Origin of the sequence: Kribbella sp. NBC_00482, from assembly GCF_036013725.1 — a bacterium.
Classification (GTDB): Bacteria; Actinomycetota; Actinomycetes; order Propionibacteriales; family Kribbellaceae; genus Kribbella.
The window spans coordinates 8840604-8866117 of record NZ_CP107881.1; the positions used below are offsets into that span (position 1 = coordinate 8840604).

At 67.5% G+C, this 25514-nt stretch carries 17 protein-coding genes; 3 read left to right on the plus strand and 14 right to left on the minus strand.

The annotated features are described in order from the left end of the window. Positions 1–3: 3 nt before the first annotated feature. Genes OHB24_RS42440 through OHB24_RS42450 form a run of 3 tightly spaced genes read right to left on the minus strand, consistent with a single transcriptional unit; the run spans position 4 to position 5389 of the window. Positions 4–1002, minus strand: coding sequence for an ABC transporter permease (locus tag OHB24_RS42440; protein WP_327636649.1), 999 nt, complete (start codon positions 1000–1002; stop codon positions 4–6). Continuing rightward, on the minus strand, positions 1002–2993 hold the full coding sequence (locus OHB24_RS42445) for an ABC transporter substrate-binding protein (RefSeq protein ID WP_327636650.1): 1992 nt from the start codon (positions 2991–2993) through the stop codon (positions 1002–1004). The genes OHB24_RS42440 and OHB24_RS42445 overlap by 1 nt, the downstream gene beginning before the upstream one ends. Positions 2994–3004: 11 nt before the next feature. After that, a complete protein-coding gene (locus OHB24_RS42450) occupies positions 3005–5389 on the minus strand; it encodes an Ig-like domain-containing protein (protein ID WP_327636651.1) in 2385 nt (794 codons plus the stop codon). Between the two features lie 229 nt (positions 5390–5618). On the opposite strand from OHB24_RS42450, the gene OHB24_RS42455 reads away from it, so the two are divergent. Both OHB24_RS42455 and OHB24_RS42460 read left to right on the plus strand, forming a co-directional pair. Further along, complete coding sequence (locus tag OHB24_RS42455; RefSeq protein WP_327636652.1) at positions 5619–7376, plus strand: glycoside hydrolase family 127 protein; 1758 nt, start codon at positions 5619–5621, stop codon at positions 7374–7376. Further along, a complete protein-coding gene (locus tag OHB24_RS42460) occupies positions 7373–10222 on the plus strand; it encodes a glycoside hydrolase family 2 TIM barrel-domain containing protein (RefSeq protein ID WP_327636653.1) in 2850 nt (949 codons plus the stop codon). The genes OHB24_RS42455 and OHB24_RS42460 overlap by 4 nt, the downstream gene beginning before the upstream one ends. A 2-nt stretch (positions 10223–10224) precedes the next feature. Here OHB24_RS42460 and OHB24_RS42465 read toward each other — a convergent pair whose 3' ends face one another. From OHB24_RS42465 to OHB24_RS42515, 11 genes are all read right to left on the minus strand, one after another. Next, positions 10225–10854, minus strand: coding sequence for a glyoxalase superfamily protein (locus OHB24_RS42465; RefSeq protein ID WP_327636654.1), 630 nt, complete (start codon positions 10852–10854; stop codon positions 10225–10227). Between the two features lie 117 nt (positions 10855–10971). Next, positions 10972–13077 (minus strand): DUF6351 family protein, encoded by a 2106-nt coding sequence (locus OHB24_RS42470; RefSeq protein WP_327636655.1) that lies wholly within the window; start codon positions 13075–13077, stop codon positions 10972–10974. A gap of 10 nt (positions 13078–13087) precedes the next feature. Then, positions 13088–14515 carry a cellulase family glycosylhydrolase gene (locus OHB24_RS42475; RefSeq protein ID WP_327636656.1) on the minus strand — a complete coding sequence of 476 codons (1428 nt, stop codon included), beginning with the start codon at positions 14513–14515 and terminating at the stop codon, positions 13088–13090. Positions 14516–14528: 13 nt separating this feature from the next. Beyond that, positions 14529–16088 (minus strand): FAD-dependent oxidoreductase, encoded by a 1560-nt coding sequence (locus tag OHB24_RS42480; protein ID WP_327636657.1) that lies wholly within the window; start codon positions 16086–16088, stop codon positions 14529–14531. A gap of 4 nt (positions 16089–16092) precedes the next feature. Further along, complete coding sequence (locus OHB24_RS42485) at positions 16093–17118, minus strand: LacI family DNA-binding transcriptional regulator (RefSeq protein ID WP_327636658.1); 1026 nt, start codon at positions 17116–17118, stop codon at positions 16093–16095. After that, entirely contained in the window at positions 17115–18071 is a 957-nt protein-coding gene (locus tag OHB24_RS42490; RefSeq protein WP_327636659.1) for an ABC transporter ATP-binding protein, read from the minus strand. The genes OHB24_RS42485 and OHB24_RS42490 overlap by 4 nt, the downstream gene beginning before the upstream one ends. Beyond that, positions 18068–19039 (minus strand): ABC transporter ATP-binding protein, encoded by a 972-nt coding sequence (locus OHB24_RS42495; protein ID WP_327636660.1) that lies wholly within the window; start codon positions 19037–19039, stop codon positions 18068–18070. The genes OHB24_RS42490 and OHB24_RS42495 overlap by 4 nt, the downstream gene beginning before the upstream one ends. Continuing rightward, the gene (locus OHB24_RS42500; protein ID WP_327636661.1) at positions 19036–19896 is read right to left on the minus strand and encodes an ABC transporter permease; all 861 of its coding nucleotides are present in this window, start codon (positions 19894–19896) and stop codon (positions 19036–19038) included. Before OHB24_RS42500 ends, OHB24_RS42495 begins: the two co-directional genes overlap by 4 nt. Before the next feature lie 2 nt (positions 19897–19898). Next, positions 19899–20897, minus strand: coding sequence for an ABC transporter permease (locus tag OHB24_RS42505; protein ID WP_327636662.1), 999 nt, complete (start codon positions 20895–20897; stop codon positions 19899–19901). A 2-nt stretch (positions 20898–20899) separates the two neighbouring features. Next, positions 20900–22546, minus strand: a complete 1647-nt coding sequence (locus OHB24_RS42510) for an ABC transporter substrate-binding protein (RefSeq protein ID WP_327636663.1) — start codon at positions 22544–22546, stop codon at positions 20900–20902. Between the two features lie 677 nt (positions 22547–23223). Then, on the minus strand, positions 23224–24246 hold the full coding sequence (locus OHB24_RS42515) for a methyltransferase domain-containing protein (RefSeq protein ID WP_327636664.1): 1023 nt from the start codon (positions 24244–24246) through the stop codon (positions 23224–23226). A 277-nt stretch (positions 24247–24523) separates the two neighbouring features. Here OHB24_RS42515 and OHB24_RS42520 point away from each other — a divergent pair, with 277 nt between their 5' ends. Further along, positions 24524–25513: an alpha/beta hydrolase gene (locus OHB24_RS42520; RefSeq protein ID WP_327636665.1), complete on the plus strand. Its 990-nt coding sequence runs from the start codon at positions 24524–24526 to the stop codon at positions 25511–25513. The last annotated feature ends 1 nt before the right edge of the window (position 25514 follow it).

Below are 25514 nucleotides of genomic sequence, written 5' to 3' on the forward strand. Positions count from 1 at the left end.
GATCTATCCCTTCTGGAACCGGGCGCGGATCCGCGGATCCCACCAGGCCAGTGCGAGGTCGCTGAGCATCGTGCCGATCACCGTCAGCGTGCTGAGGATCAGCACGAAGCTGCCGACCAGGTACATGTCCTGACTCTTCACCGCGCCGAGCAGCAGCGGGCCGCTGGTCGGCAGGCTCATCACGACCGACACGATCGTCTCGCCGCTGATCAGACCCGGCAGCAGCCAGCCGACTGTGCTGAAGAACGGGCTGAGCGACATCCGGACCGGGTACTTGAGGAGCAGCTTCCACTCCGGCAGGCCCTTCGCGCGGGCGGTCGCGACGTACGGCTTGTGCAGCTCGTCGAGCAGGTTGGCCCGGGTGATCCTGATCAGTCCAGCCGTACCGGCGACCCCGACCACCACGATCGGGATCCACAGATGGGAGATCAGGTCGAGCAGCTTGCCCAGGTTCCAGGCCGCGTCGGCGTACTCCGGTGAGAACAGTCCGCCGACGCTCTGGCCGAAGTACCGGAACCCGATGTACATCATCACCAGCGCGAGCATGAACTCCGGGACGGCCATCCCGATGAAACCGAGGAAGGACGCCACGTAGTCGCCGCCCGAGTACTGCCGCAGCGCGCTGTAGATGCCGATCGGGAACGCGATCGACCAGACGAACAGCAGACTCGCGATCGACAGCACCATCGAGAGCAGCACCCGGTTGCCGATCAGGCTGGCGACCGACTGGTTCCAGGCGAACGACTGGCCGAGGTCGCCGTGCAGCACCACGCCCTTGATCCAGGTGAAATACTGCACCAGGAACGGCTTGTCGAGCCCGTAGTGCCGCTTCAGCTCGGCGATCTGCGAGTCCGGGATGTCCTGTCCCCGGGCCTCCGCGTTCGCGATCACCGTGGTGGTGTAGTCGCCCGGCGGCAGCTTGATGACCACGAAGGTGACGAACGAGATCGCCGCCAGCGTGATGCCCATCCAGACCAGCCGCCGGGCCACGAATCGCAGCATTACTGCCCGATCGCGAACTGCTCGGGGTGGACGATGCCCGGGGCGACCGACTCGCTCATCTTCTCCGGCACGTTGTGGAAGTCGTTCTTCACGACGCCGTACGTGTTCGGCACCGAGCTGACGCCGATGTAGTAGAACTGGTCGGCCGCGATCTGCAGGATCTGCTTGCCGAGCTCGAGCGTCTTCGCCGGGTCCGGCTCCTGCCGCGCCTGGGTGAACAGCTCCATCTGCTTCTGTACCTCGGCCGGCGGCTTGATGCCCTCCTCGCCCTTCGACTGGTACCACTGCGCCCAGCCGATCCCGTACCGCGCGCTGCCGTCGTTGGTCGGCACCCAGTAGTGGTCGCCGCCGGTGCCGGTCGGCAGGACGAACGTGCCGCAGGTCCAGGTCCCGGCGTCGTGATCGTTGCCCTTGACCCGTTCCTTGTAGAGGTCCTCGCTGACCGCCTGGGTGCGCAGCTCGATCCCGACCGCGGCCCACCGCTTCTTGATGAACTCGATCGCCTCGACGTGGTCCGGGAACGACTCGCTCACCAGTACGGCGACCGACACCGGCTTCCCGTCCGCGCCGAGCCGCTTGCCGGCCGGCGACTTCTTCGTCAGCCCGGCCGCGTCCAGGTGCTGGTTCGCCTTCGCTGCGTCGAAGTCCAGGAACTGCGTGGCCAGCTGCTCGTTGTAGTACGGCGAGTCCTTCGGCGGCGCGCCCTGCCAGGGCTCACCCTGGCCGGCGTACACCGCGTCGATGACCTCCTTGCGGTTGATCGCGAGCGAGAGGCCGGCCCGGAACTCCTTGTTCGAGAACAGCGCCCGCTTGACCGGGTCCTTGTGCGTCATGTTGAGGCCGAGGACCATCGTGTTGGTCAGCTGGGTCGGCACCTCGAAGATCTTGTAGCCGCCCTTGTCCCGGTTCGACGCGACGACCGGCTTGTTCTGCGGCGTACCGAAGTTCCGGTACTGCATGCCGAACTCGCCGTTCATCACCTTGAGCAGCTCGACCTGCGCGTCCTGGACGACCTCGACGCGGCAGTTGTCGATGTACGGCAACTGCCGGCCGGCGTCGTCGACCTTCCAGTAGTACGGGTTCCGGGTCAGGGTGACCGCGGAGCCCTTGCCGAGTGGTGTGGTCACCTTCCACGGCGCCAGCGTCGGCTGCTCCGCGTTCGTCCACGGGTTCTGCTTCTGCGCGAACAGATCGGTCCAGCTGCCGACGCCGGCCTTCTTCGCCAGCGCGTTCGCGTTCTTGTTGTACTTCAGGTGGAACTGCTGGAAGTAGTGCTTCGGCAGCAGCATCCCGTAGGCGCCTTCACGCTCGAAGATCGCGTCGGCGATCTGGACCAGCAGCGACGGCTGCGGCGACGTGTAGGTCAGCTTGACGGTCCGCGCGTCGACCTTCTCGATCTTCGCGATCTTCCCGGTGTCGGGCGACGTGAACGCGTCGTACAGACCGTCCGGGTGCAGGCCTTCGTCACACTGCACCTCGAGGATCGTGAACAGCATGTCGTCGGCCGTACACGGCTTGCCGTCGGACCACTTCAGGCCCTCGCGCAACGTGAAGGTGTAGACCTTGCTCTCGGCATCGACCGTGTACTCGGCGACGTTCGCCTCGATCTCGTCGTACCCGGGCTTGCCGACCTTGTCGGGCTTCCAGCGCAGCAGCGGCTCGTAGCGCATCGCGTACCACAGCCACTGGGTGTCCTCCTGGGTCAGCATCGCCGACCGCCAGGTTCCGCCGTACTGCGCCTTGCCCGCGAGGGGCTTGATCACCGGCGGGTTCTTCGGCAACCGGTCCGCCAGCGGGGGCAGGGAGCCCTTGTCCACCAGGGCTTTCAGCATCGGCGACTCCTTCTCGCCGGCTGCCGCGACCTGCGCGCCGGAGCCGGCCGGTTTGGTGTCGAAGAAGCCGCACCCAGGGATGGTCGCCACGGCCAGGAGGCCGAGGCCGCCCTGCAGCAGCCTGCGCCGGTCGATCACGGGTTCTGATCTTTTAGACATGGTCTTCTACCTCACTGCTGCTCGAGCGTGATGTTGCTGAACTGCGCGGTCCCGTAGTCGACCAGGGCGTTGTCGACCCGGCCGCCGTCGATCGCGAAACCGATGTAGAAGGTCCGGCTCGGCATCATGATCTTTTCGTAGCCGAAGCGGTCCCACTTGACCTGATCCGTGGAGATGAAGGCCTCGAACTCGACCTCCCGGGCCTGCGGACGCTCGCGTCGGAGCAGCCGCAGCCAGTACACCTTCGTGGGGTCCAGGTAGCTGTCGTCCCACGGCCACGGGCCGACACTCGGCACCGACCCGTCGGTCTGGATCCGGATCGCCTGCGCCTTCATGCCGCCGTCGTCGGTGGCGGTCGGCGCGGCGCTCGCGTTGTCGTTGACCGTGCCGTACCCGCCCGCGACGCCGAAGCCGATACCGCCGTACATGTACGGCGCGGTCGGGTCCAGCGAGTCGCGGATCATCAGGCCCGCGGTGAGTCCGTTGGCGATCTTGCTGATCTGGTCCAGCCGCGCGGTGATCTGCGAGACCGCACCCGCGCCGCCGACCTGGAGCTTGCGGTACACGTAGTGGAAGTTGCTCGTCCGCCCGTAGATCCGGCCGGACCCCTTGATCGTCAGCACTCCGCCGTCGAGGCTGCCGGAACCCGGCACCGGCGGCTTCCCGATCGACGCCGAGGTCCAACCCGTCGTACCGGTCTGCCGGTTGACGTGGACCTGGACGGCGGTCGACTGGGTCGCAGCGCCGTTCTTGTCGGTGGCCCGCGCGGTGATCCAGTAGGAGCCGTCGGCAACGTTCTTCCACTGGACCTGGTACGGCGCCTGCGTCGCGGTGCCGATCACCTGGTCACCGCTGAAGAACTCGACCTTGGCGAGCTGCCCGCCCTTCGCGGCGGACGCGTCGGCCTTGATCGTCACGGTCGGCGCGGTGCGACCGGCGACCGGCGTGTTCTGCGCCGGGCTGGTGATCCGCACGGCTGGGTTGCCGACCGGGTCCGGGACCAGCGAGTTCAGGTAGTTCTCCAGGTAGGTGTAGCCGTTCGGGGCGATCTTCTGCGCGTCCGACGGGTCGTTCGGGTCGAGGCCGTTGGCCTTCTCCCACCAGTCCGGGATGCCGTCGTGGTCGGAGTCCACCGGCGCCTCGGTCTGGACGAGCTCCGGGTAGCCGCCGACCTGCTTCTGCGAGTTGATCAGCCGGCCGGTGCCGTTGCGGACCTCCTCGACGACGCGGGCGTCGGCGGCGTCGCGCTTCGGCAGGATCGCGCCGGCTCCGGCCAGCACCGCCTCGTACGCCTTGCTCGCCGACTGCAGGTCGCCGCGGCCCGGGATCGGCTGCGGCTCGGCCAGCTCGACGATCCCGCCGATCGGGTAGCGGATGCCGCGGCGGTTGTGCGCGGTGACGTCCGGGTGGCCGTCGACCTGGTTGCCGGCGACGTACCACTGGCCGCCGCGGTTCGCGCTCACCACGACCGGTGCGACCTCGTCGAGCGTGGTCGGGCCCGGCTTGTAGAAGTTGTTCATGATGTTGATGCCGTTGGCCCACTCACCGCCGTAGATCGACGTGTACCCGTGGTCGAAGATCACGTTGTTGTAGTGGTCGACCTCGAGGTTGATGCCCTCGGTGTAGCCGAAGCGCGGCTGCCGTCCGCCCTGATGGGCGACCAGGTTGTGGTGGTACGTGTTCCGCTCGCCACCCCAGATCCCGCCGTACCCGTGCCGGTTCTTCGGGTGCGCCGACAGCGCCAGGCCCTCGGAGACGATGCACCACTGGACGGTGACGTCGTAGTTCCCGTACGGCGACAGGCACTCGTCGACCGCCCAGCTGAACGAGCAGTGGTCGATGATCAGGTTGCGGATCTCCGGGCTGACGGAGCCGGGCACGTTGGTGTTGAACGAGTCGTCCGCGATCTCGTACAGGTCGCCGAGCCGGAACCGCAGGTAGCGGATCACGATGTCGTGGGCGCTGCCCTTGATCCCGGTGCCGTGACCCGACAGGCAGATGCCGCCACCAGGCGCGGTCTGTCCGGCGATGGTCAGGTTGTTACCGGAGATCAGCAGCTGGCTCTCCAGCTTGATGGTGCCGGAGACCCGGAACACGATGGTGCGGTCGGAGCCGGAGACGCCTTCGCGCAGCGAGCCGGGTCCGGAATCGGCCAGCGTGGTCACCTCGTACACCGAGCCGCCGCGGCCGCCCTTGGCCCACTTGCCGGCGCCCTCGGCACCGGGGAAGGCCGGCAGCCGGTCGTCGTTCACGTTCGCGCCGGCGGCCGTCTTGACGGTCTTGGCGCTCGCCGTCGGCGTGATCCCCAGCGACGCGACACCGATGGCGGCCGCAGTGGTTCCGACGAATCCACGCCTGGACCAGCCTTGGGATTCGCCGGGAAGAGTTTCGGTCATCGTCCATGCCTCGCAATCGGGTGCGGTGGGCGGCTGCTGAACCGCGCAGTCTGAATATCTAGTCACGTCCGAATGGAACGACCGGCCCTCATGGTCACGGAGGTTACGAGCCGATGTCAAGAGCGTGACACCGACAAAACCGCAATCGTTTGCACGAAGTGATTCTCGTGGCCGCAATCGTTTGCACAAAGTCTTGCCTCGACGTCCGCGACGGTGTTGTCTAGCCACCATGCCTTTGCGTTCACTCCCCCTCGGCTCCACCTCGCTCACCGGCGGGTTCTGGCCGGAGCGGCAGCGGATCAACCGGGAGAGGACCATCCCGGCCGCGGCTCAGCGCCTCGAAGAAGTCGGCACGCTCCGCAACTTCCGCCGGGCCGCGGACGAGCAGAACGGCGGCTTCGCCGGGAAGTTGTTCGCCGACACCGATGTCTACAAGTGGCTCGAAGCCGTCGCCTGGGAGCAGGCCCGTGAGCCGTCAGACGACCTCGCCGGCCGGCAGTCCGCTGCGAGCGCGCTGGTCGCCGCAGCGCAGGACCCCGACGGGTACCTGAACACCTACACGCGGCTCGCACTCGACGGGCAGCGGTACGGCGACCTGGAGAAGGGCCACGAGCTGTACTGCGCGGGCCACCTGTTGCAGGCGGCCGTGGCGCAGGTGCGGGCGACCGGGGACCGCACCTTGCTCGACGTGGCGTGCCGCTTCGCCGATCACCTGTGCAAGACGTTCGGTCCGGGACGGCTGGAAGGCGTCGACGGGCATCCGCTGATCGAGATGGCGCTCGTCGAGCTCTACCGCGAGACCGGTACGGCGGCGTACCTCGAGCTGGCGTCGTACTTCGTCGAGGCGCGCGGGCGCGGGCTGCTCACTCCCCCGGGTCACCACGGTCCGGCGTACTTCCAGGACCACCTGCCGGTGCGCGAGGTCCGCACGATCGCCGGGCACGCGGTCCGGGCGCTCTATCTCGCGTCCGGTGCGACCGATGTCGCGGTGGAGACCGGTGACGACGAACTGCTCGACGCGTTGCAGGCGACGTGGTCGACGATGGTCGAGAGCCAGACGTACCTGACCGGTGGCGTCGGTGCGAGATGGTACGGCGAGGCGTTCGGCGACCCATTCGAGTTACCGCCGGATGCGGCGTACTGCGAGACCTGTGCCGCAATCGCGAGCGTGCAGTGGAGCTGGCGACTGCTGCTCGCGACGGGTGAGAGCAAGTACGCCGATCTGATCGAGCGGACGCTCTACAACGCGGTGATCTCCGGGGTGGCGCTCGAAGGTGACCGGTTCTTCTACGTGAACACGCTGAAGGTGCGGAACAACGCCTTCGCCGATGATCAGCGGTCCGCGGTGGGTGGACGGCAGCCCTGGTTCGGTACGGCGTGCTGCCCTCCGAACGTGATGCGCACGCTGTCGTCGCTGGATCAGTTGGTCGCTACCTCGGACGACGACGGGGTGCAGGTGCAGCTGTATGCGCCGGCGTCGGTCACCGTCGGTCCGATCGGCTTCGATGTTGAGACCGAGTACCCGTGGCACGGGACTGTCCGGGTGCGGATCACCTCGACGCCGGACACGCCGTGGACTCTCGGTCTGCGGATCCCGGCGTGGGCGGAGACTCATCGGCTGACGGTCAACGGGTTCGAGGGACCGCTCCGGCGGGTGTGGGAGGTCGGTGACGAGGTCGTACTGGAGTTGCCGGTCGCGGCCCGCCGTACGACGCCTGACGAGCGGATCGACTCGGTGCGTGGCTGCATCGCGATCGAGCGCGGCCCGTTGGTGTACTGCTTCGAGCAGCAGGACGCAGACGTCGTACTCGATTCGGCGGCTGTAGCGGCGGGCGAGCTGATCGAGCGCGAGCAGCCGGACCTGCTCGGCGGCGTCACGACGATCGACGTACCGACGCGCGACGGCGCCTTGACCGCGATCCCCTACTACGCCTGGGCGAACCGCGAAGTCGGGCCGATGACCGTGTGGATCCAGGAGGACACGTGAACTACTGGGAGGATCCGGGTCCTGGGTACGGCGCCCTGCCGCCGCGGGCGGCCGTTCGGTCGGATGCGCCTCGAATCAGTCTGAACGGGCAGTGGCGGTTCCGGCTGTCGCCATCAGTGGGCGAGACCGGGTTCGAGGACATGGACTTCGACGACTCGGACTGGGACATGTTGCCGGTGCCTTCGTCGTGGCCCATGCACGGTCACGGGCACCCGGCGTACACGAACCAGAAGTATCCGTTTCCGGTCGACCCGCCGTACGTGCCGGACGAGAACCCGACCGGCGACCATCGGCTGGCCTTCGAGCTGCCGGAGTCGTGGAGTGGCTCGACGGTACTGCGGTTCGACGGAGTGGACTCGTGCGCGCGGGTCTGGCTGAACGGGGTCGAGCTCGGGGTGACGCGCGGTTCGCGCCTGCCGGCCGAGTTCGCGGTCGGCGGCGTGCTGCGGCCGGGACGGAACGTGCTCGCGGTGCGGGTGCACCAGTGGTCGTCCGGTTCGTACCTCGAGGACCAGGACATGTGGTGGCTGCCGGGGATCTTCCGGGACGTCACGCTGATCGCCCGGCCGGTGGACGCCGATGTCTTCGTACACGCCGACTACCTGGATGGCTCCGGTGTGCTCCGCGTCGAGTCGGCGCCGGGTGCGGTGGTGCGGATCCCGGAGCTGGACGTGGTGGTGCCGTGCGGGGAGACGGTGACGATTCCAGGCGTCGAGCCGTGGTCGGCCGAGGTGCCGCGGTTGTACGACGCGGTAGTCGAGCTGCCGGGTGAACGGGTCGCGCTGCGGATCGGGTTCCGGACGGTGGAGATCGTCGACGGCGTACTGCGCGTGAACGGGCGGCGGATCCTGTTCCACGGGGTGAACCGGCACGAGCACGATCCCGTGTTCGGTCGCGCCGTACCTCTTGAGCGGCTGCGTGAAGAGCTGCTGGTGATGAAGCGGCACAACATCAACGCGATCCGGACCAGCCACTACCCGCCGGACACCCGGCTGCTGGAGTTGTGCGACGAGCTCGGGTTCTGGGTGATGGACGAGTGCGACTACGAGTCGCACGGGTTCATGCTGCTCGACTGGCAAGGGAACCCGGCCGACGACCCGCGGTTCCTGGACGCGTCGCTGGACCGGATGCGGCGGACGGTCGAGCGGGACAAGAACCACCCGTGCGTGGTGATGTGGTCGCTGGGCAACGAGGCCGGCGTCGGGTCGAACCTGACCGCGATGGCGGCGTGGACGCGGGACCGGGATCCGTCACGGCCGTTGCACTACGAGGGCGATCTGACATGTGCGGATGTGGATGTGTACAGCCGGATGTACGCGTCGCACGCCGAGGTCGAGGCGATCGGGAAGCGCGCGGAGAAGCCGCTCGAGGATCCCGTGCTGGATGCGCGGCGGCGTTCGATGCCGTTCGTGCTGTGTGAGTATTCGCATGCCGGGGGCAACGGTCCTGGTGGGTTGCCGGAGTACGAGACGTTGTTCGACACCTACGAACGCTGCCAGGGCGGGTTCCTCTGGGAGTGGATGGAACACGGCATCCTGCGAGCGGACGGCTCCTACGGGTACGGCGGTGACTTTGGCGAGGAACTGCACGACGGTACGTACGTCCTCGACGGCCTGGTCTTCCCCGACCTGACGCCGCAGCCGGTGCTCGAGGAGGTCCAGAAGGTCTACGAGCCGGTGCGCCTGTCCGTCGCCGGCGACGTCCTCACGATCACCAACAGGTACGACGTGCTGGACATCTCCCACCTGTCCCTCCACTGGGACGTCGCCGACGAGGGCGAGGTAGTTGCCCGCGGCCCCCTCGACCTCCCGGTGATCCCGGCAGGTCAGTCCGCGACCGTGAAACTTCCCGAGCTCCCGGCACTCCAGAACCGCGAACGCTGGCTGACGATCCGCGCCGTACTCGCCCAGGACACCCCCTGGGCCCCGGCCGGCCACGAGCTCACCTTCACCCAAACCCAACTCGCGCCGCCCAACCTCACCACTGTCCCCACCGCGCCCGCGCTCCACCTCGGGGGTCAGCCCCTCAAACGGCACGTGGTCGTAGGCCCGGGGCAGTTTGATGGGCGGACCGGGCGGTTGGTATCGGTTCATGGGTGGGCGATCGAGCACGTTCCGCTGGAACTGTGGCGGGCGCCTACGCAGCATGATGCTCGGACGTGGGATGCCACCACGCTGGATCGGAAGACCCGGTGGGCGAACGCCGGGCTGGATCGGTTGCGGTACCGGACCGTGTCCGTCGAGGCCTCAGGTGATGAGCTGGTTGTGGCGACGATGGTGGGGGCCGCGGCGACGGACGCTCGGGTGCTGACGACGTACACCTGGAGGACCGAGGGCGGGCGGCTGACGGCGGAGGTCGAGGTGGAGCCGTTGGGTGAGTGGATGGTCCCGTGGGCTCGCCTCGGCGTGACTTTCGGCGTCCCGGCGGGCTTTCACGGCCTGACGTGGTTCGGGTTGGGGCCAGGGCAGGCATACCCGGACTCCCGCTCGGCAGCGCGGATCGGCCGCTACACAAGCACGATCGACGACTTCCAGGTGCCGTACCTGTACCCGCAGGAGAACGGCGCCCGCGGTGAGGTCCGCTGGGCCGAGCTCTCCGGGTCGGCCGGCAAGCTCCGGCTGACCGGCGATCCACACTTCGCCCTGACGGTACGGCGCTGGACGACAGCCGACCTGGCCGCCGCCGAACACCCAGCGGACCTGCGCCCGAGCGACCGGGTCTGGATCACGCTGGATGCCCTGCAGCACGGCCTCGGCAGTCCGACGAGCGGCGCGCCGATCCTGCCGCCGCACGACCTGCAACCGCAGAAACACACCTTCAGGTTCGGCTTGGGAGTCCCCAAATAGCCCTAGCCGACGAACGCGATCGCGTTGCCGTCCGGGTCGCGCACGATGAAGTCGGTGCCGCCCCACGCTTGTTTGGTCAGCTTCTGCACGATCTCGGCGTCCGCGGCCTGGTACTCCGTGTAAAGCTCGCGGACGTTCGGCGCTTCGACGAACGCCATGATGAGTTCCTCGCGTTGGGCGGCACCGACCGCGAACACCGGCTTGTCGACGTGCTTCAGGTGCAAGGTCGCGCCGTCGCGCGACACCGATCCGTAGAACGGCGGGTTGCCGTGCAAGAAGTCGATCCGGAAGCCGAGCTGGTCCCGATAGAACGTCGCCGAGGCATCGACGTCGGCGACGTACAGCACCGGTTTGGCGCTCAGGACTGCCGTGTCCTGAGCCTCCGGCTGCTCGCTGGTGGGCGGGGCCGCTTCCGTGCTCGCCTTGAGTTCGGCCCAGTTGGCGAAGCCCGCTTCGAGGGCGATGATCTCTTGGGCTTCGGTGAGCGGAAACTTCAGCGCGAGTGCTTCGCGGTCGGACAACGTGCGATAGCGCTCGAGCTGTCGGATGCGACCGCCGATCGAGAAATTTTCTCCGCGGTGCCAGCGGACGAGCAGTTTCGCCTGCTTCTTGTAGGTTTCGAGCTTGGGCATGGCGCTCCTCTTCGGAATTGAAGTAGGTGGGCCTTGCCCTTTCGGCTTGCTGCCGCTGCGCCCTACGACCGGGTTCGAACCCGCGCCTGCGAGGTCGAGATTACCACAGCGCATTTCTCAGCTTGGGAAGCTGATCCACGTCCCGGCCAACGGCTGCTGCCCGATCCCCGGCTTCGACCAGTCGCACACGCCGCCTGGGAAGATCGTCCGCAACTGGCTCCACTGCGCGTCGGTGAACCCCGGGTATTCCGACCGTACCGGCTCCCGCAGCTTGCACTTGATCACGTCCGCCGCCACCCCCGCTCCGGCCACCTCACGCGGGAACGACGCGGACGGGAACAGCTTCTCGCAGCGCGACGCCGGATCGCGGTTCAACGGCTGCGCGACGAAGCCCTCCGGAGCACGGCACCCTTCGACCAGCCCGGACGGCCGCGCCGCCACGACCTTGTCGATCCGAGGCCGCGACGTGGTGTCCGCGGTCAACACAGTCAGCCAACTGTCCATCGAGTCAACTGCGTGCTGCACCAGTGGGCTCGCGGTGCTGAACAGTCCGTACGTCGCGTCCTCGAGCAGGCTCACCTGGTTGGCCGCCGTACCGTTCGCCTTCTGCAGCCGGGCGCGCATCGAGAACGTGTGGTACCGGACGTGGATGTCGCCGTACGACTGGGTGTCGTAGTACGCCCGGTAGTCGATGATCGGCACGTCCTTCAGCCCTCCCCCGCCGTTCGTCAGCCGCCCGGTCCGGTACGCCGTCCGCGTGGCCTGCGGATCCGCCACGGTCCGGGACGGCACCAGGTTGGCGTCCGCGTCGAACCCGCCGACCCGCTCGTTGAGGTCGAGGAACTGGGCCGGCGTGATCACCCCGGACTTCAGCACCTTCAGCCCGTACTGCACGCCGACGTTGTCGAGCGGCCGCCGGGAGAACCCGGTCGACGGGTCCGTGCCGTACGCGTTGATCGTGTGATCGAAGACGTCGCAGCGCGCGCCCCGTGGGTTCGTCGCGGGGTCGTAGCGCTGCTCCGCCGGCAGGTGGGAACAGTTGAGCCGCGGGTCGATCCGGCCGGCGCTCACCGCCATACTCGGCAGCGTCGCGTACGTCTGGAAACCTGCGACCTGACGCTTCTGCTCCTGCGTCCACGGCACCGTCGACCTGGTGAAGTACGAGTCGAGCAGCCACGAGTCGCTGATGAACGAGACCGTGCCGAACCCGACCTCCGGGAACGAGCAGCCGACGATGATGCCGTCGAAGATCCCCGGGTAGTTGTCGGTGATCTGATGCGCCTGGTACGAGCCGCCGGAGCACCCGAAGCCGACCGTGAAGTCCGGCCGCCCGTAGTGCTCGACGAACAGTTCCTTCGTCATCATCGCGGACTCGGCCGCGGTCAGGTCGTTGCAGTTCTGGCCGAACACGTTCAGCGACGACGACATCAGCGCGTACCCGCGACCGAGCAGGAACGCGTCCGTCACCCCGCCGGTCGTCGTACCCGACCGGTACCAGCCGCCCGCGCACCCACCTCCGAGCGTGAAGATCGCCCGGCCGTTCCAGCTGTGCGAACGCCGCGTCGGAGTCGGCGCGGCCGAACGCAACGGGTCGTGCAGCATGCTCGTCTGGACGACCGCCCGGTTCGCACTCCCCGTCTCCATCCGCACGATGAACGGATCACCAGAGTCCGTCTTCGCGAGATCCGCCGGGTACGACGTGGCGCCGGCCGGCCACTTCACGAACTGGCCCGCGGTGGTCCGGTAGAAGTAGTCGACCCGCGGCTTGACCGTGCAGTCCGCGTCCAGCGGAGCGCCGAGCGTCCCACCGATCACCGGGATCGTGAACTTGGCCGTCTCACACAAGAACGGCTGCTCGTGCGGCCCCGAGAACACCGGCCCCTGCCGCGGATAGTTCTGCACCTCCAGCGTCGTACGCCGTCCTTCCGTCTCGGCACGGAGGAGGTTCGAGCCGAGTCGCAGGTTCCCGACCAGTCCGGTCAGACCGGTGCCGTCCTCGGTGAACGCCGACGACACGTCCTGGCCGTTCAGCGTCACCCGGACAGGCTCGTCGGCATCCGGTACGGCGACGTGCACGAGCGCATCGCCGCCGGTCACCTTGTCCGGGCGGCTGGACAGGATCTCCAGCTTCACCTCCCGCGACGCCAGGGCCGGAACCGCGGGCAGCACAAGGGCGCTCGCGAGCAGAGCGACGATCAGGCGAACCGGTCGGGAACGAATCACGCGAACCCTCCTAGTGAGCGGCGACTTCGTAGACGCGGGCGATGTCGGGCGTGATGCTGGACGGGTCGGTGATCGTCAGCCGGATCTGGTCGATGGCCGCGGACGTCACCACGGTCGAGACCAGGGCGCGGGTGTTGGCGGTGTAGCTGCCCAGCTGGACCCAGCCGGCGGAAGTGTGGCCCTCGACCTTGAACGCGGTCAGGACGGTGCCAGTGGCAACGTTCGGGTACCCGTACCCGCTGTAGACGTCCACCTGACTCACATCCTTGTAGGTCCCCAGATCCACTGTGAGTACCGGCGCCGTGTCGCCGACGGCCGACATCCAGCGTCCGCTGTCCGCACACGACCCGTCAACCGCTTTCGGCGCGCCCGAGGTCGCGTCGTACGTCGACGACGCGGTCACCGTCGCCCCGCGAGCCAGGTGACTCGAGCACGGTGACGTCGCCGGAGCCCCGGCCAGCCAGTCGCGCATGAAGGCGCCCTGGTACTCGCCGGACAGCAAGTTCCAGTTCTTGTCGAACCACACCGGCGCCCAGAAGTTGTCGAAGATCCACCCGATCCATCCGATCTGCGGACGCGCGTCCAGATACTGGCGGAGCGGGAGTCCCCAGCCGGACGTCGTACCGGCCGTGACCTGGTCCGCGGACGGTGACGGATCCCAGCCGAACTCCGTGAGTACGACGGGCAGCGTCGCCGACGCGGTGCCGAACTTCGGATCGAGATTGGCCGCGGTGGCGGGGCCCTGGTTCGGGTAGAGGTGGTAGACGTAGGCGATGTTGCCGCCGGTGATCGGGTCGGTCAGCGCGCCGTTCAGCCGGGTGCTCCAGGACGGGCTGCCCATCAGGATCACGTTCGACGCGACCGACCGGATCGAGTTCACGACCGGCTGGATGTACGACTTCCAGGTGGCCCAGTTGTCCGGCGCGATCGGCTCGTTGAACACCTCGAACAGCACGTTCGGGTTGTTCGCGTACCGCGGCGCGATGAAGTCCCAGAACCCCTTCACGTCAGCCTGCGGTACGGCGCCGGCCGCGTCACCGTAGTTGCGGACCAGGTGCAGGTCGATGATCACGTAGAGACCCTTGGCGACCGCGTGGTCGACGTACGGCTTGATGTACGTCGCGTCGTACGCGTTCAGGTCCTTACCGATCGCCTCGGTGACGAGCAGGCGGAGGACCTTGGAGTTCCAGCCGTTCGAGACCGTCATGTCGATCAGGTCGTTGATCGACTTGTTGTTGCAGTCGGTGCAGACGTCGTTCTGCTCGGGTGCGATGACGGAGACACCTTTGAGGGTGACGTTGGTGCCGGCACTGTTCTTGATGCGATTGCCTTCGGTGTGCAGGGCGGGGAGGGCGGTGGTCTGCGCCGATGCGTTCACCAGTGACGCAGCGGAGAACAGCAACGCAGTACACAGGGCGGCCAAAGACTTTCGGAGCACAGCAATCGTCCCTTCAGTCGCGGTGGGTGCGGATCTCCTCCGGCCAGGTCAGCGGGATCTTCAGACCGTCGGCCAGCAGGCGTTGGTAGTCGGCCAGGTGGGCGGGATCGTTACGGACCTTGCGTGGTGACAGGCCTTCGGTCAGGCAGAAGCTGACCAGTGCGCCGACCGCCTCGCCGATACTCCATTCGACCGGGTGGAGGCGGTAACAACCGTTGGTGATGTGCGTGGTCCCGATGTTCTTGTTCGCCGGCAGCAGGTTGTCGACACGGACCGGGATCAGCGCGCCGAGCGGAATCTGGAACGGGTACGCCTCGATGTCGACGTAGCTGCGTCCCGCCGTACTCGGATGCAGATCGATCCGGTAGCGCCCGAGCCCTACGGTGTCCGCGAACACCTCACTCCCCGCATCGTCCGGCCGCGCCTCGACGCCCACGTGCTGCTCCAGCACGGTGAACTCGGCCTGGATCCGGCGCGCTTCCCGGATGTACGGCATCTTGGCGAGACCGTCCGCGGTACCGGTGGCGTCCGGGCGCAACCGGAGACCGGGGTAGCCGCCGTCGGTCTGCATCCAGTACAGGAACGACAGCGACAGATCACGGCTCGCGGCCAACGCGGCCGCCGGATCAGCCGCCCCGAGGAGCGGTGCGTCCCAGTAGTCGAGCTGCGGCCAGTTGACCACCGTGACGTCCGGGATCGCCTTGTCGACAAAGTTGCTGCTGGCAAGGATCTGGCGGTACCGCCAGAGCGAGAAGGGCGCTCGCTGTGACGGGTTCGCGTCGAGCAACTTCCACTCCCGCTGCTCCAACGTCACCGGTACGACGTCGGTCCAGGACAACTGCGATCCCGGCCAGAACGGCGCGACCGTATCCTGCCAGTGCTCGTAGGAGGCCGGCCGATCGATGGTGTGGTCCTCCCCCGGCCGGTGCTCCAGCGCGAAACACCACGAGAACGCCTGCTGATCAAGGGGATTCGCGACGTCCGGCGCATGCAGCTCGCCGGTCTGATCACGACCTTCCGCGCCGATCACGTGCTCGACGTTCGCCAACTCCAGCAGATCACCGAGCTCGGTCGCGTCCACGACGTACGTCGCCGACACGATCCGCTGGTCGCCGGTCCTCAGATCCCGCAGCGTCACGGCCTCGATCTCGTCGCCGGTCGTCGACGCCGCGATCGGCTCGTGGTCGAGATACACGATCAGGCGTCCGGACGCCTCCCACGGTGCGAGCATCTCCTCCAGTACGGCCGCGGCGACTCGCGGTTCGTGGCAGAAGCGGCTGACGATGCCGAGGCCTGGATCGAGCAGCGGATCCGCGGCGGCCTCGGGCGTCAGCGGGTAGTTGCGCCGGTAGTAGTCCCGGATGCGCCGGCGGAGTTCGGCGTACCCGCTGGCGGCGTACTGCTCGATCCACGGGTGCTCGTCCGGTGGTACGAGCTGGCTGGTCAGCTGACCGCCCAGCCAGTCGCTCGACTCGGTCAGTACGACGCGGCGACCGAGCCGGACCGCGGTGAGCGCCGCGGCGACGCCACCCAGTCCGCCGCCGACCACCAGCACATCGGTATCGAGTTCCACCGGATCACTCCCCCTTGGTACGGGGCGCGGCGACGGTTTCGCCGGCCACCAGATCACAGGCCACCAACTGGCTGACCGGCTCCTCGTCCGGGTCCTCGACCCGCGCCACCAGGGCGTCGATCGCGATCCGTCCGATCTCCTTGCGCGGGATCACCAGGCAGTCCCAGCGGTGGCCGGGCTCGTCGCCCGAGCCCTCCAGCACCGCCACCGACACGTCCTCCGGAATGCTCAGGCCGCGGGCCGCCAGCCCGGTCCTAAGGCTCTCGGCCAGCCCGATGTTCTCGGCGACAACCGCGGTCTCCGGCCCGGACGCCAGTTCGTCCAGCCACTCCTCGGTCAGCCCCGGCTCGCCGCGCAGACCCGGCGAGCGGTCGTGCAGACCAAGCCGTTCGACCGCGGCGCGGTATCCCGTCCGGCGATCGGCGTACGCCTCCTGGTCGATTCCCGAGTGCAGGTACGCCAGGTGCCGGTGGCCGCGCTCGGCCAGTGACGTGACGATCCGGTCGGCCGCCGACACGTAGTCCGGGATGATGCAGGGGATCTCCGCGCCGGGCACCTCGCGGCGGCCGATGTGGACGAACAGGTACCCGTCGTGCCAGAGCCGGGCGAGTTCCTCGCGATCGGTCGCGGCGCCGAGCAGGACGGTCCCGTCGGCGAGGTTGAGCCGATTGGTGCCGTCCCGGTAGATCCGGCGCCTCCCGTCACTCGTCCCGGTCGAGGTGAACAGCACGAGGTCGTACCCGATCTCCTCGGCCCGCTCCTCGATCCCGAGCAGGAACTCGAAGTAGAAGTCCTCGCGGGCATGCGGGAACACCGACTCGAAGGTGTGGACGCCGAGTAGCCGGTTGCGCTTGTTGCGGAGGTTCCGCGCGGCCGCGTTCGGCACGTACCCGAGCTCCTTGACCGCGGCCAGGATCCGGTCCCGGGTCTCCACCGGGATCCGGTCGACCTCCCCGCTCACCACCCGCGACACGGCGGACTGCGAGACCCCGGCCAGCCGGGCTACATCGGATTGTCGTGGTGCTTTCATTTCTTCTCCTGCAACCAGCAGTGGGTCCATCGACCGTTCGGGAGTTCGGTCCGGGGTGGCGCCTCGGTGCGGCAGACGTCCATCGCGACCGGGCAGCGCGGGTGGAACCGGCAACCCTTTGGTGGGTCGATCAGGCTCGGTGGCTCGCCGAGATCCTCGGCGTCGAAGAGGTTGTTCCGGTCACTGCGCTCGGGATCCGGGGACGAGTCGATCAGCAGCTGCGTGTACGGGTGCAGCGGATTCGCGATCACGTCCTCCTTCGGGCCGCCTTCGATCATCTGGCCGGCGTACATCACGACGATGTCGTCGCACAGATACCGTGCGCTCGCGATGTCGTGCGTGATGTAGAGCAGCGCGAGACCGTCCTCGACCCGCAGCCGGTCGAGCAGGTTGAGCATCTCGAGCCGGATCGACACGTCCAGCATCGAGATCGGCTCGTCGCCGAGCAGCACCTTCGGCTCGACCGCCAAGGCCCGCGCGATCACCACCCGCTGGCGCTGCCCACCGGACAACTCGTGCGGGAACTTGTCGATGTACTGCTCCGCCGGCGTCAGACTGACCCGCTCCAGCAGCTCCACAACCCGCTGCTCGAGGTCGGCCTTGTCGCGTACGGCGTGATGCAGCTTCACCGCCCGCTCCAGGTTGTACCGCACCCGATGCAGCGGGTTCAGCGACCCGAACGGGTCCTGGAAGATCAGCTGTACGTCGCGGTAGTACTCGCGCGACTTGCCCTTCACCGCCTCGCCGTGCAGCCGGATCTCACCGGACGTCGGCGAGTAGAACCGCGCGAGCAACCGCGCCAGCGTGGTCTTGCCACTACCGCTCTCCCCGACCAGCGCCACGATCCGGCCCGGCAGCAGCGCCAGCGTCGCATCCTCTACCGCGCGCACCGTCGACCGCCCGGCGGCAAAATGCTTCGAGACCCCACGGGCCTCGAGAACGGGTTGGCTCATGCTTGATCCTCTCCTGACGGGTACAGGCGACAGGCCACGGCATGATCCTCGATCGTCAGGAGTTCTGGTCGTTGCTCGTCGCAACCGTCGAAGCGGTCGGCGCAGCGGGGGTGGAACGGGCAGCCCGGCGGTGGGTTGCGCAGGTCCGGCGGGCTTCCGGGGATGCCGGTCAGCTTGCGAAGTTCCGAGCGGAGCGGCGGGAACGAGTCGCGGAGACCGCGGGTGTACGGGTGCCGGGGCTTCGTGTAGAGGGACTCGGCGGTGCCGATCTCGACGATGCGTCCGCCGTACATGATCGCGATCCGGTCGGCGAGCTCCAGCAGCAGCGACAGGTCGTGCGTGACGAAGACGACCGCGAACCCCAGCTCACGTCGGAGCCGCAGTACCTGCGCCAGGATCTGGCGTTGCATCACCACGTCGACGGCCGTCGTCGGCTCGTCCATCACCACGAGCTCGGGACCGCAGGCCAGGGCGAGCGCGATGCTGGCGCGTTGGCGCATGCCGCCGGACAGTTCGTGCGGGTACGCGCGGACGCGGTCGGCCGAGATCCCGACCATCCCGAGCAGCTCAGCAGCGCGCGCCCAGGCGTCGGCCTTGCTCAGGCTCTTGTCATGCGAGCGCAGTACATCGACGAACTGCGCGCCGACCCGCATCACCGGGTTGAGGGCGTCCATCGCACTCTGCAGAACGATCGCCAGCGAGGTCCACCGCAACTTCCGGAGCTGTTCAGGACGCAACGGAACCAGGTCGGTGCCGTGGAATTCGATACGGCCCGACGTTGTGACCGCCGGCGGACGCTGCAGACGGGTAAGCGCGGTGATCAGCGTCGACTTCCCCGACCCCGACTCCCCAGCCACGCCGAGGATCTCGCCCTGCCGCAACTCGAACGACACGTCGTCACACGCCCGCACCGGCCGATCACCCGTCACGTAGTCGACGGTCAGGCCTTCCACTGTCAGCACGCTCATGCCTCGGCCACCTTCCGGGTGCGTACGACGACCGAGCGGCGGGCCATGCGCAACTTCGGATTCGACACCTCGTCGACGCCGAAGTTCACCAGCGTCGCCGCCGTACCGATCAGCGCGATACACAACCCCGGCGGCACGAACCACCACCAGAACCCTCGCAGTACGGCGCTCTGCTGCTGCGCGGCCTGGATCATCGTGCCCCAACTGATCGACCCGGAGTCGGTGATGCCGAGGAACGCGAGACCGGCCTCCGCCATCACGCCGCCGATCATGCCGTGCAGGAACATCGCCGAGATCCACCCGGTCAGGTGCGGCAGGACCTCGAAGAAGATCAGCCGGCGGTGCGGTTCCCCGACCATCCGCATCGCCAGCACGAAGTCACGACTGCTCAGACTGAGTGACTGCGCCCGGAGCGTCCGCGCGCCTCCGGACCAGCCGAACAGGCCGATGATCAACGCGATCACGAACGGGCCGGTGCCTTGCACGTAGCCCGCCACGATCAGGATCAGCGGGAGGACCGGCATCACCAGGAACAGGTTCGTGAGGAAGTTCAGGCCGTTGTCGATCGCGCCACCGAAGTACCCGGCCGGTACGCCGACCAGGATCGCGATCAGCGTGCCGATCGCGGCCGCCAGGATCCCGACCAGCATCGAGCCGCGGGCGCCGGCGATGGTCTGCGCGAGGACGTCCTGACCGAACTGGGTGGTGCCGAAAAGATGATGCGTGCTCGGCGGCTGCGAGATCGCGCCGATGTCGTTCGCGCGCGGGTCTAGTGGCAGCAGTGGACCGAAGATCGCGAGCAGCACGAAGAAGCCCAGCACGGCCAGGCCGAAGCGGACCTTCCAGCTCTTGAGCATGTTCACCCCCGTGCCCGAATGCGTGGATCGAGCAGGACGTACGCCAGATCGGCGACCAGGTTCGCGAGCAGGACCGCGAGCGTGATCAGCAGGAAGACGCCTTGCATCATCGGGTAGTCCCGTTTCTGGAGAGCCTCGTAGAGCAGATAGCCGATGCCGGGATAGCTGAACACGATCTCCGTGAGCAGCGCGCCGCCCACGACACCGCCGAGAGCCATCGCGAACCCGGTGAAGCTCGGCAGCATCGCGTTCCGGGCGGCGTACCTGAACATCACCCTCCTCGGCGACAGGCCTTTCGCCTGGGCCAGCAATACGTAGTCCTCGCGGACAGTGGTGACGGTCATGTTCCGCATCCCGAGCAGCCAGCCGCCGAAGGCCGAGAACACGATCGTTGCTGCTGGCAACACACCGTGGTGGAGCACGCTACCGGCGTATGCGAGGGTGAAGCCCTGCGGCAGGTCGGCGTCGTACCCGCCGGACAGTGGGGTCCAGCCGAGGACGAAGCCGAACACCCAGAGCGCGAGGAGTGCGACCCAGAAGTACGGAACGCTGCTCAGGAAGGTTGTGAACGGCGTGAGGATCGCGTCGAGACGGCTGCCCGCCTTCCAGCCCGCGACGACGCCGAGCAGGGTGCCGATCGCGAACGCGGTGACCGTCGTCGTACCGACGAGCAGCAGGGTCCATGGCAGGGCCTGCCAGACCAGGTCGGCGACCGGGACCGGGAAGTTGACCACGGAGACGCCGAGATCGCCGTGCGACAACTGGCGGAGGTAGTCGCCGAACTGCTCGGCCAGGTTGGCGTGCGGGTTGCCGAAGATCGCGCGGATCGACATCAGCGTCTCGGCCGGCACCTGCTGGCCGCTGACGCGTTCCAGTTCCTCGACGATCGCCGACGACGGATCACCGGGCATCAGCCGGGGCAGCAGGAAGTTGAGGCCGATCGCGGCGGCCGCGGCGGCCAGGTAGAACCCCAGCCGCCGGGCCAGGAACGCCCACCGCATCGTCAGCTCCCTCGGCGCTGAAGCTTCAGCATGGTCAGGATGGTGTCCGGCCCCATCCCGACGAACGGGATGTGGTCGAAGTTGTCCGGCGTCGGCCAGCCGGTCCAGCGGGTCGCGTTGATGTCGACGAAGTAGAAGTTGTTGTAGATCGGGCTGAACGGGGTCTTGTCGACGACGATCTTCTGCAGCTGCCGACCGAGCGCCTTCAGTTGGTCGACGTTGTCGGTGCGCTGCATCGCGGCGACGATCGCGTCGGTCTGCGGGTCGTTCCAGCGGCCCTGATTCAGGGTGGCCGACTTGCCGACGGGGGTCAGGTACTGGCTGCTGAGGAAGCGGTAGACGCCGTACACCCCGGAGCCGCCGGTGGACGCGGCGGCCAGGTCGAACTGGCCCAGGTTCTGCTTGTCGTAGTACCCGGCGCTCGGCTGGCCGGCGCCCTTCACCTGCAGGCCGAGCGTCTGCTTCCAGGTGTTGATCAGGATGTCGGCGTAGTTGCCCCAGCCCCAGTCGGCGTTGAACAGGATGCTCGGCTGGTACCGTTTGCCGTCCTTCACCAGCGCGCCGTTCTCGACCGTCCAGCCGCCCTTGGCCAGCTCGGCCTTCGCCGCGGTCGCGTCGACCTTCTGGACCTTGCCCTTGTACGCCGGGTCGAGCCAGTCGGCGAACAACTGCTCGGAAAGACCGGTCGGTCCCGCCTCGGTTCCGGGGCGCTGCAGCGTGGTGACGACCGCTGTCCGGTCGATGGTGAGGGCGAGCGCACGACGTACATGGACGTCGTCGAAGGGTGCCTTCGCGGTATTGAAGAGCACGGACATCGCGCCGCCGTTGGAGTAGAGCTGGTAGAGGTGCTTGTCCGGGTCCTTGGCGACGTACTCCTTCTCGCCGTTCGGCCAGCTCGCCGACGCCCAGTCGATATCGCCCTTCAGGAGTTGAGCTTTCAGCGCGTCGGCGCTGGTCGGGATGATCTTGTACGTCGTCATCGGGAGCTTGCCGCCCCAGTAGTCAGAGCGGGCCTGCAGGGTGATCTGCTGCGGCTTGAACTCCTTCACCGTGAACGGGCCGGTGCCGATCGGATCCGGGTTCGTCCAGGTGTTGAGGTTCTGGCTCGACCAGATGTGCTTGGGGACCATCGGGAGCAGGATGTTCGCGAACTGGTTCAGGGTCGCGTACGACGGCTCGGCGAAGACGACCTTCACCGTGGTGGCGTCGACCTTCGTGACCGACTTGTAGGTGACGCCCGCGATGCTGAAGTCCGGCTTCTCGATCGGGAGACCGAGCGAGTAGACGACATCGTCTGCGGTGAACTTCTGCCCGTCCGACCAGGTGGCATCGTCGCGGAGCTTGATCGTCAGCGACTTGCCCTGGTCCGCGAACACCCAACTCTGCGCGAGCCACGGCTTGACGGTGCCGCCGTCGCCGTAGTCGACCCGCATCAGCGGCTCGTAGACAAGCTCCATGTTCGGCGCCTTGTCCGTCGCCGGCCCCATCACGTTGTAGTTGCGGACGAACGTCGTACCGCCGTCGGTCTTCCCGTAAACGACCGCCGCACCCGCCGCACCTCCACCACCGGCCGGCGTGCTAGCGGGCCCCGAACACCCAGCCAGCACCACCGCACCAACCACTAACAAGACCCGCCACCGACTGCGCATATCCCTCACCCCAGAACTAGAGCGGCTGCACGTTCATACGTATGAGCACTCATATATGAGCTACTTGAGCTCTGCTCTTACGTATGCGCAGGAACCTACGAACGTTAAGCACACATGTCAAGACCGTGACGAACCCAGGAGCATTTCAGCCCCGGACGCATCGGGTGGTTCGGCCGGCCTGGCACGGGACTGGTTATCCCCTCGCGTTATGGGTTCTCTACGCATACACGAACGGAGAACCCTGCACACGAGGGGATATCCGGCTCTCCTGCCGCATGTGTGGGTGGCGATCAGCCCAGTCCGGGATCGTGCAACGGGCAACGGTGGGTGAGCACCTGGTATTACCTGTCCCCAGTCACCATTGCCTGTCCCCGGTCACCACAACCGCTGTTTCCCCGCTCTTCGGGCCCGACCCGGATCGGGCGCCGGTTAACCCCTCGCGTTGTGGGTTCTCTACTGATACGCGACGGGAGAACCCTGTACGCGAGGAGATAACCGGCTGTCCCGACGGCGCTCCTCGGACTCCGGCGCGGAACGCCTGCTGTGTCCGAGATCGCGCCGAGTCGTGGCGTTTGGTTGGCCACTGGAACGTCGAGTCGTGGATCGAGGCTGCGTTAGGCCGCGCGAAATCCACGACTCAAGGAAACGCGGGTGACTGTTCTTGGAGGGTTTTCCTCCTATGGCGCCAGAAACCCTCCACCGATCTGCGGGCCGCGGCGGGTGCGGGGTGCGGCTACGAGGATTTGTGGGTGGCGGCCGGCGACGGTTAGGGCGTGTTGGGCGTGGATCGTCCAGTCGGTGGTCAGGTGGGCGGTCTGGTGGTGGTTGAGGATGGTGATGAGTAGGCCGTTGGGGTGGAGGGTTTGGCGCCATCGGCGGGTGTACGGCGTGAGGTCGCCGATGGGGAGCCGGACGTCCCAGGGTGGGTTGGTGATGATGCGGTCTGCGGGAGCGTTCAGGTGTTGTGCGTCGCCGGTGCGCCAGGTGATGGGAGTTCGGGACCCGTTGCAGCGAGCGGCCTTGATCGCGGCAGGGTCTCGGTCGAGGCCGACGTACGTCGCGGTTGGCTCGAGTTGGTGGGCTTCGAGGAGTAGCGTGCCGGCTCCGCAGAACGGGTCTACGACGTGGTGTCCGGGTGCGAGGTGCGCTAGTCGGGCCATTGCGGCGGCCACGGGTGGGTGCAGGCTTCCTCGTACTGTTTGTTGGCGCCACGTCCGTCGATGCAGTGGTGCGCCGTACGGGCGCAGGCCGACCCACAGCGTCTTTCCGTCCAGTACGACGCGCCACTCGGAGCGCTCGTCTGGCGGCGCGACGCCGTGTCGTCGCGAGTAGTACCGCCCGCCGGTGAGCCGAGCCAGCCGCTCGCCTACCAGGTCCTCGACGTCGTAGCGGTTGAAGTTGCGCGTTCCCTGGAACGACGCCGATACCGCGAACGCCCCGGGATCAACCGGTGCCTGCTGCACGGACGCACGCACTGCAGCACCTACTCCGGCCTTCGCGCGCCCAGGATCCGGCGTCACGCCGTACACAACGAACAGGTCGTCCGCCAACTGTGGCGGTGATTCGGTGATCGACTCGGACGCGGGCTCGACGACAACCTGTCGCTTGCCGACCTCGACCACTCGATGACCTGCGACGGCCAGTTCCTCGGCCGCCAGCCGTTCCAACCCCGTGACGGTCCGCACCAGCACCAACTGCATGGAGAATCTCCCGGATAGCACCCGGGAACAACCAACCGGTCACTCCCGCATCGCTGACCGCGGGAAACCTCGAACAGGCCAGCGGAAGCTAGCCCACGCGGAAGAAGTATGTCTCCATGGCGGAGATGATGGCACGCGCCGAACGCCGTCGCCCACCGAATTAGCCGACCGTTCGGCGCAGATCACGAGCCGTCGATCGACGCGACCGGGCGCAGTCTTGAGTAACCACCCTGAATGGTTTCAACTTCAGGTGGTCCCCCCGCCCCGGAGGTTGCTCGTGTACACGAAGCTGTCCTCGATCGTCGCCGCCTTGCTCCTCGGCGTCTCTCCCCTCGCACCCGCGCAGGCGGCACCCCCACAGACCACAGCGACTGTCCAAAGCGCACCACACGGCGCCGAGGTCGTAGCGGTCCGGCAGGTCGCCGACCGGATGACCGACCTGACCGTGCGGTCCCAGGCGCTCGGCGGCCGGACCGTCAACGTCCGGCTGCTCACGCCCGACGGCTGGAACCCGGCCGACCGCCGTCAGCACTGGCCGACGTTCTGGCTGCTGCACGGCTGCTGCGGGGACTACACATCATGGTCAGGCACGGACATCGCCAAGATCCCGAGCCTGCGCAAGGTCCTCGTCGTGATGCCCGAGGCCGGCTGGAACGGCTGGTACAGCGACTGGTGGAACTACGGCGCCGGCGGAGACCCGGCGTGGGACACGTTCCACACCGTTGAACTGGCGCACCTCCTGGAACACGGCTGGGGTGCAAGCTCGAACCGCGTCGTGGCCGGCCTCTCGATGGGCGGCCAGGGAGCCCTGCTGTACGCCGCTCGCCATCCCGGCATGTTCCGCGCGGCCGCGGCGTACTCCGGCTCGGCCCATCCGCTGCTGAACGACGAGTCGATCAACCGGATCATGGGGTTCTTCGCCGGGCAGGGCAACGACCCGCTGCGGGTCTGGGGAGACCCAGTCGCGCAGCGCCGGATCTGGGAGGCGCACGACCCGTACTACCTGGCGCACCGGCTCAAGTCGCTGCCCGTCTACCTCTCCTGCGGCGACGGCACCGCCGGACCGTTCGACCCGCCCGGGAAGACGGACGCACTGGAGGCCGACTTCAACCGCCAGAACCACGCCCTCGCGGCCCAACTGAAGCGGGTCGGCGCGAAACACCTGACGACCAACTTCTACGGTCCGGGCACGCACGGCTGGGCCTACTGGCAGCGCGAGCTGCACGCCTCCTTGCCGATGCTGCTCCAGGCCTTGGGCGTCCGATGAC

Bases quoted from the DNA above. Each gene is read 5' to 3' on its own strand.
- OHB24_RS42440 (WP_327636649.1), bottom strand. From the start codon at position 1,002: ATGCTGCGATTCGTGGCCCGGCGGCTGGTCTGGATGGGCATCACGCTG.
- OHB24_RS42445 (WP_327636650.1), bottom strand. From the start codon at position 2,993: ATGTCTAAAAGATCAGAACCCGTGATCGACCGGCGCAGGCTGCTGCAG.
- OHB24_RS42450 (WP_327636651.1), bottom strand. From the start codon at position 5,389: ATGACCGAAACTCTTCCCGGCGAATCCCAAGGCTGGTCCAGGCGTGGA.
- OHB24_RS42455 (WP_327636652.1), top strand. From the start codon at position 5,619: ATGCCTTTGCGTTCACTCCCCCTCGGCTCCACCTCGCTCACCGGCGGG.
- OHB24_RS42465 (WP_327636654.1), bottom strand. From the start codon at position 10,854: ATGCCCAAGCTCGAAACCTACAAGAAGCAGGCGAAACTGCTCGTCCGC.
- OHB24_RS42485 (WP_327636658.1), bottom strand. From the start codon at position 17,118: ATGAAAGCACCACGACAATCCGATGTAGCCCGGCTGGCCGGGGTCTCG.
- OHB24_RS42490 (WP_327636659.1), bottom strand. From the start codon at position 18,071: ATGAGCCAACCCGTTCTCGAGGCCCGTGGGGTCTCGAAGCATTTTGCC.
- OHB24_RS42495 (WP_327636660.1), bottom strand. From the start codon at position 19,039: ATGAGCGTGCTGACAGTGGAAGGCCTGACCGTCGACTACGTGACGGGT.
- OHB24_RS42500 (WP_327636661.1), bottom strand. From the start codon at position 19,896: ATGCTCAAGAGCTGGAAGGTCCGCTTCGGCCTGGCCGTGCTGGGCTTC.
- OHB24_RS42505 (WP_327636662.1), bottom strand. From the start codon at position 20,897: ATGCGGTGGGCGTTCCTGGCCCGGCGGCTGGGGTTCTACCTGGCCGCC.
- OHB24_RS42510 (WP_327636663.1), bottom strand. From the start codon at position 22,546: ATGCGCAGTCGGTGGCGGGTCTTGTTAGTGGTTGGTGCGGTGGTGCTG.
- OHB24_RS42515 (WP_327636664.1), bottom strand. From the start codon at position 24,246: ATGCAGTTGGTGCTGGTGCGGACCGTCACGGGGTTGGAACGGCTGGCG.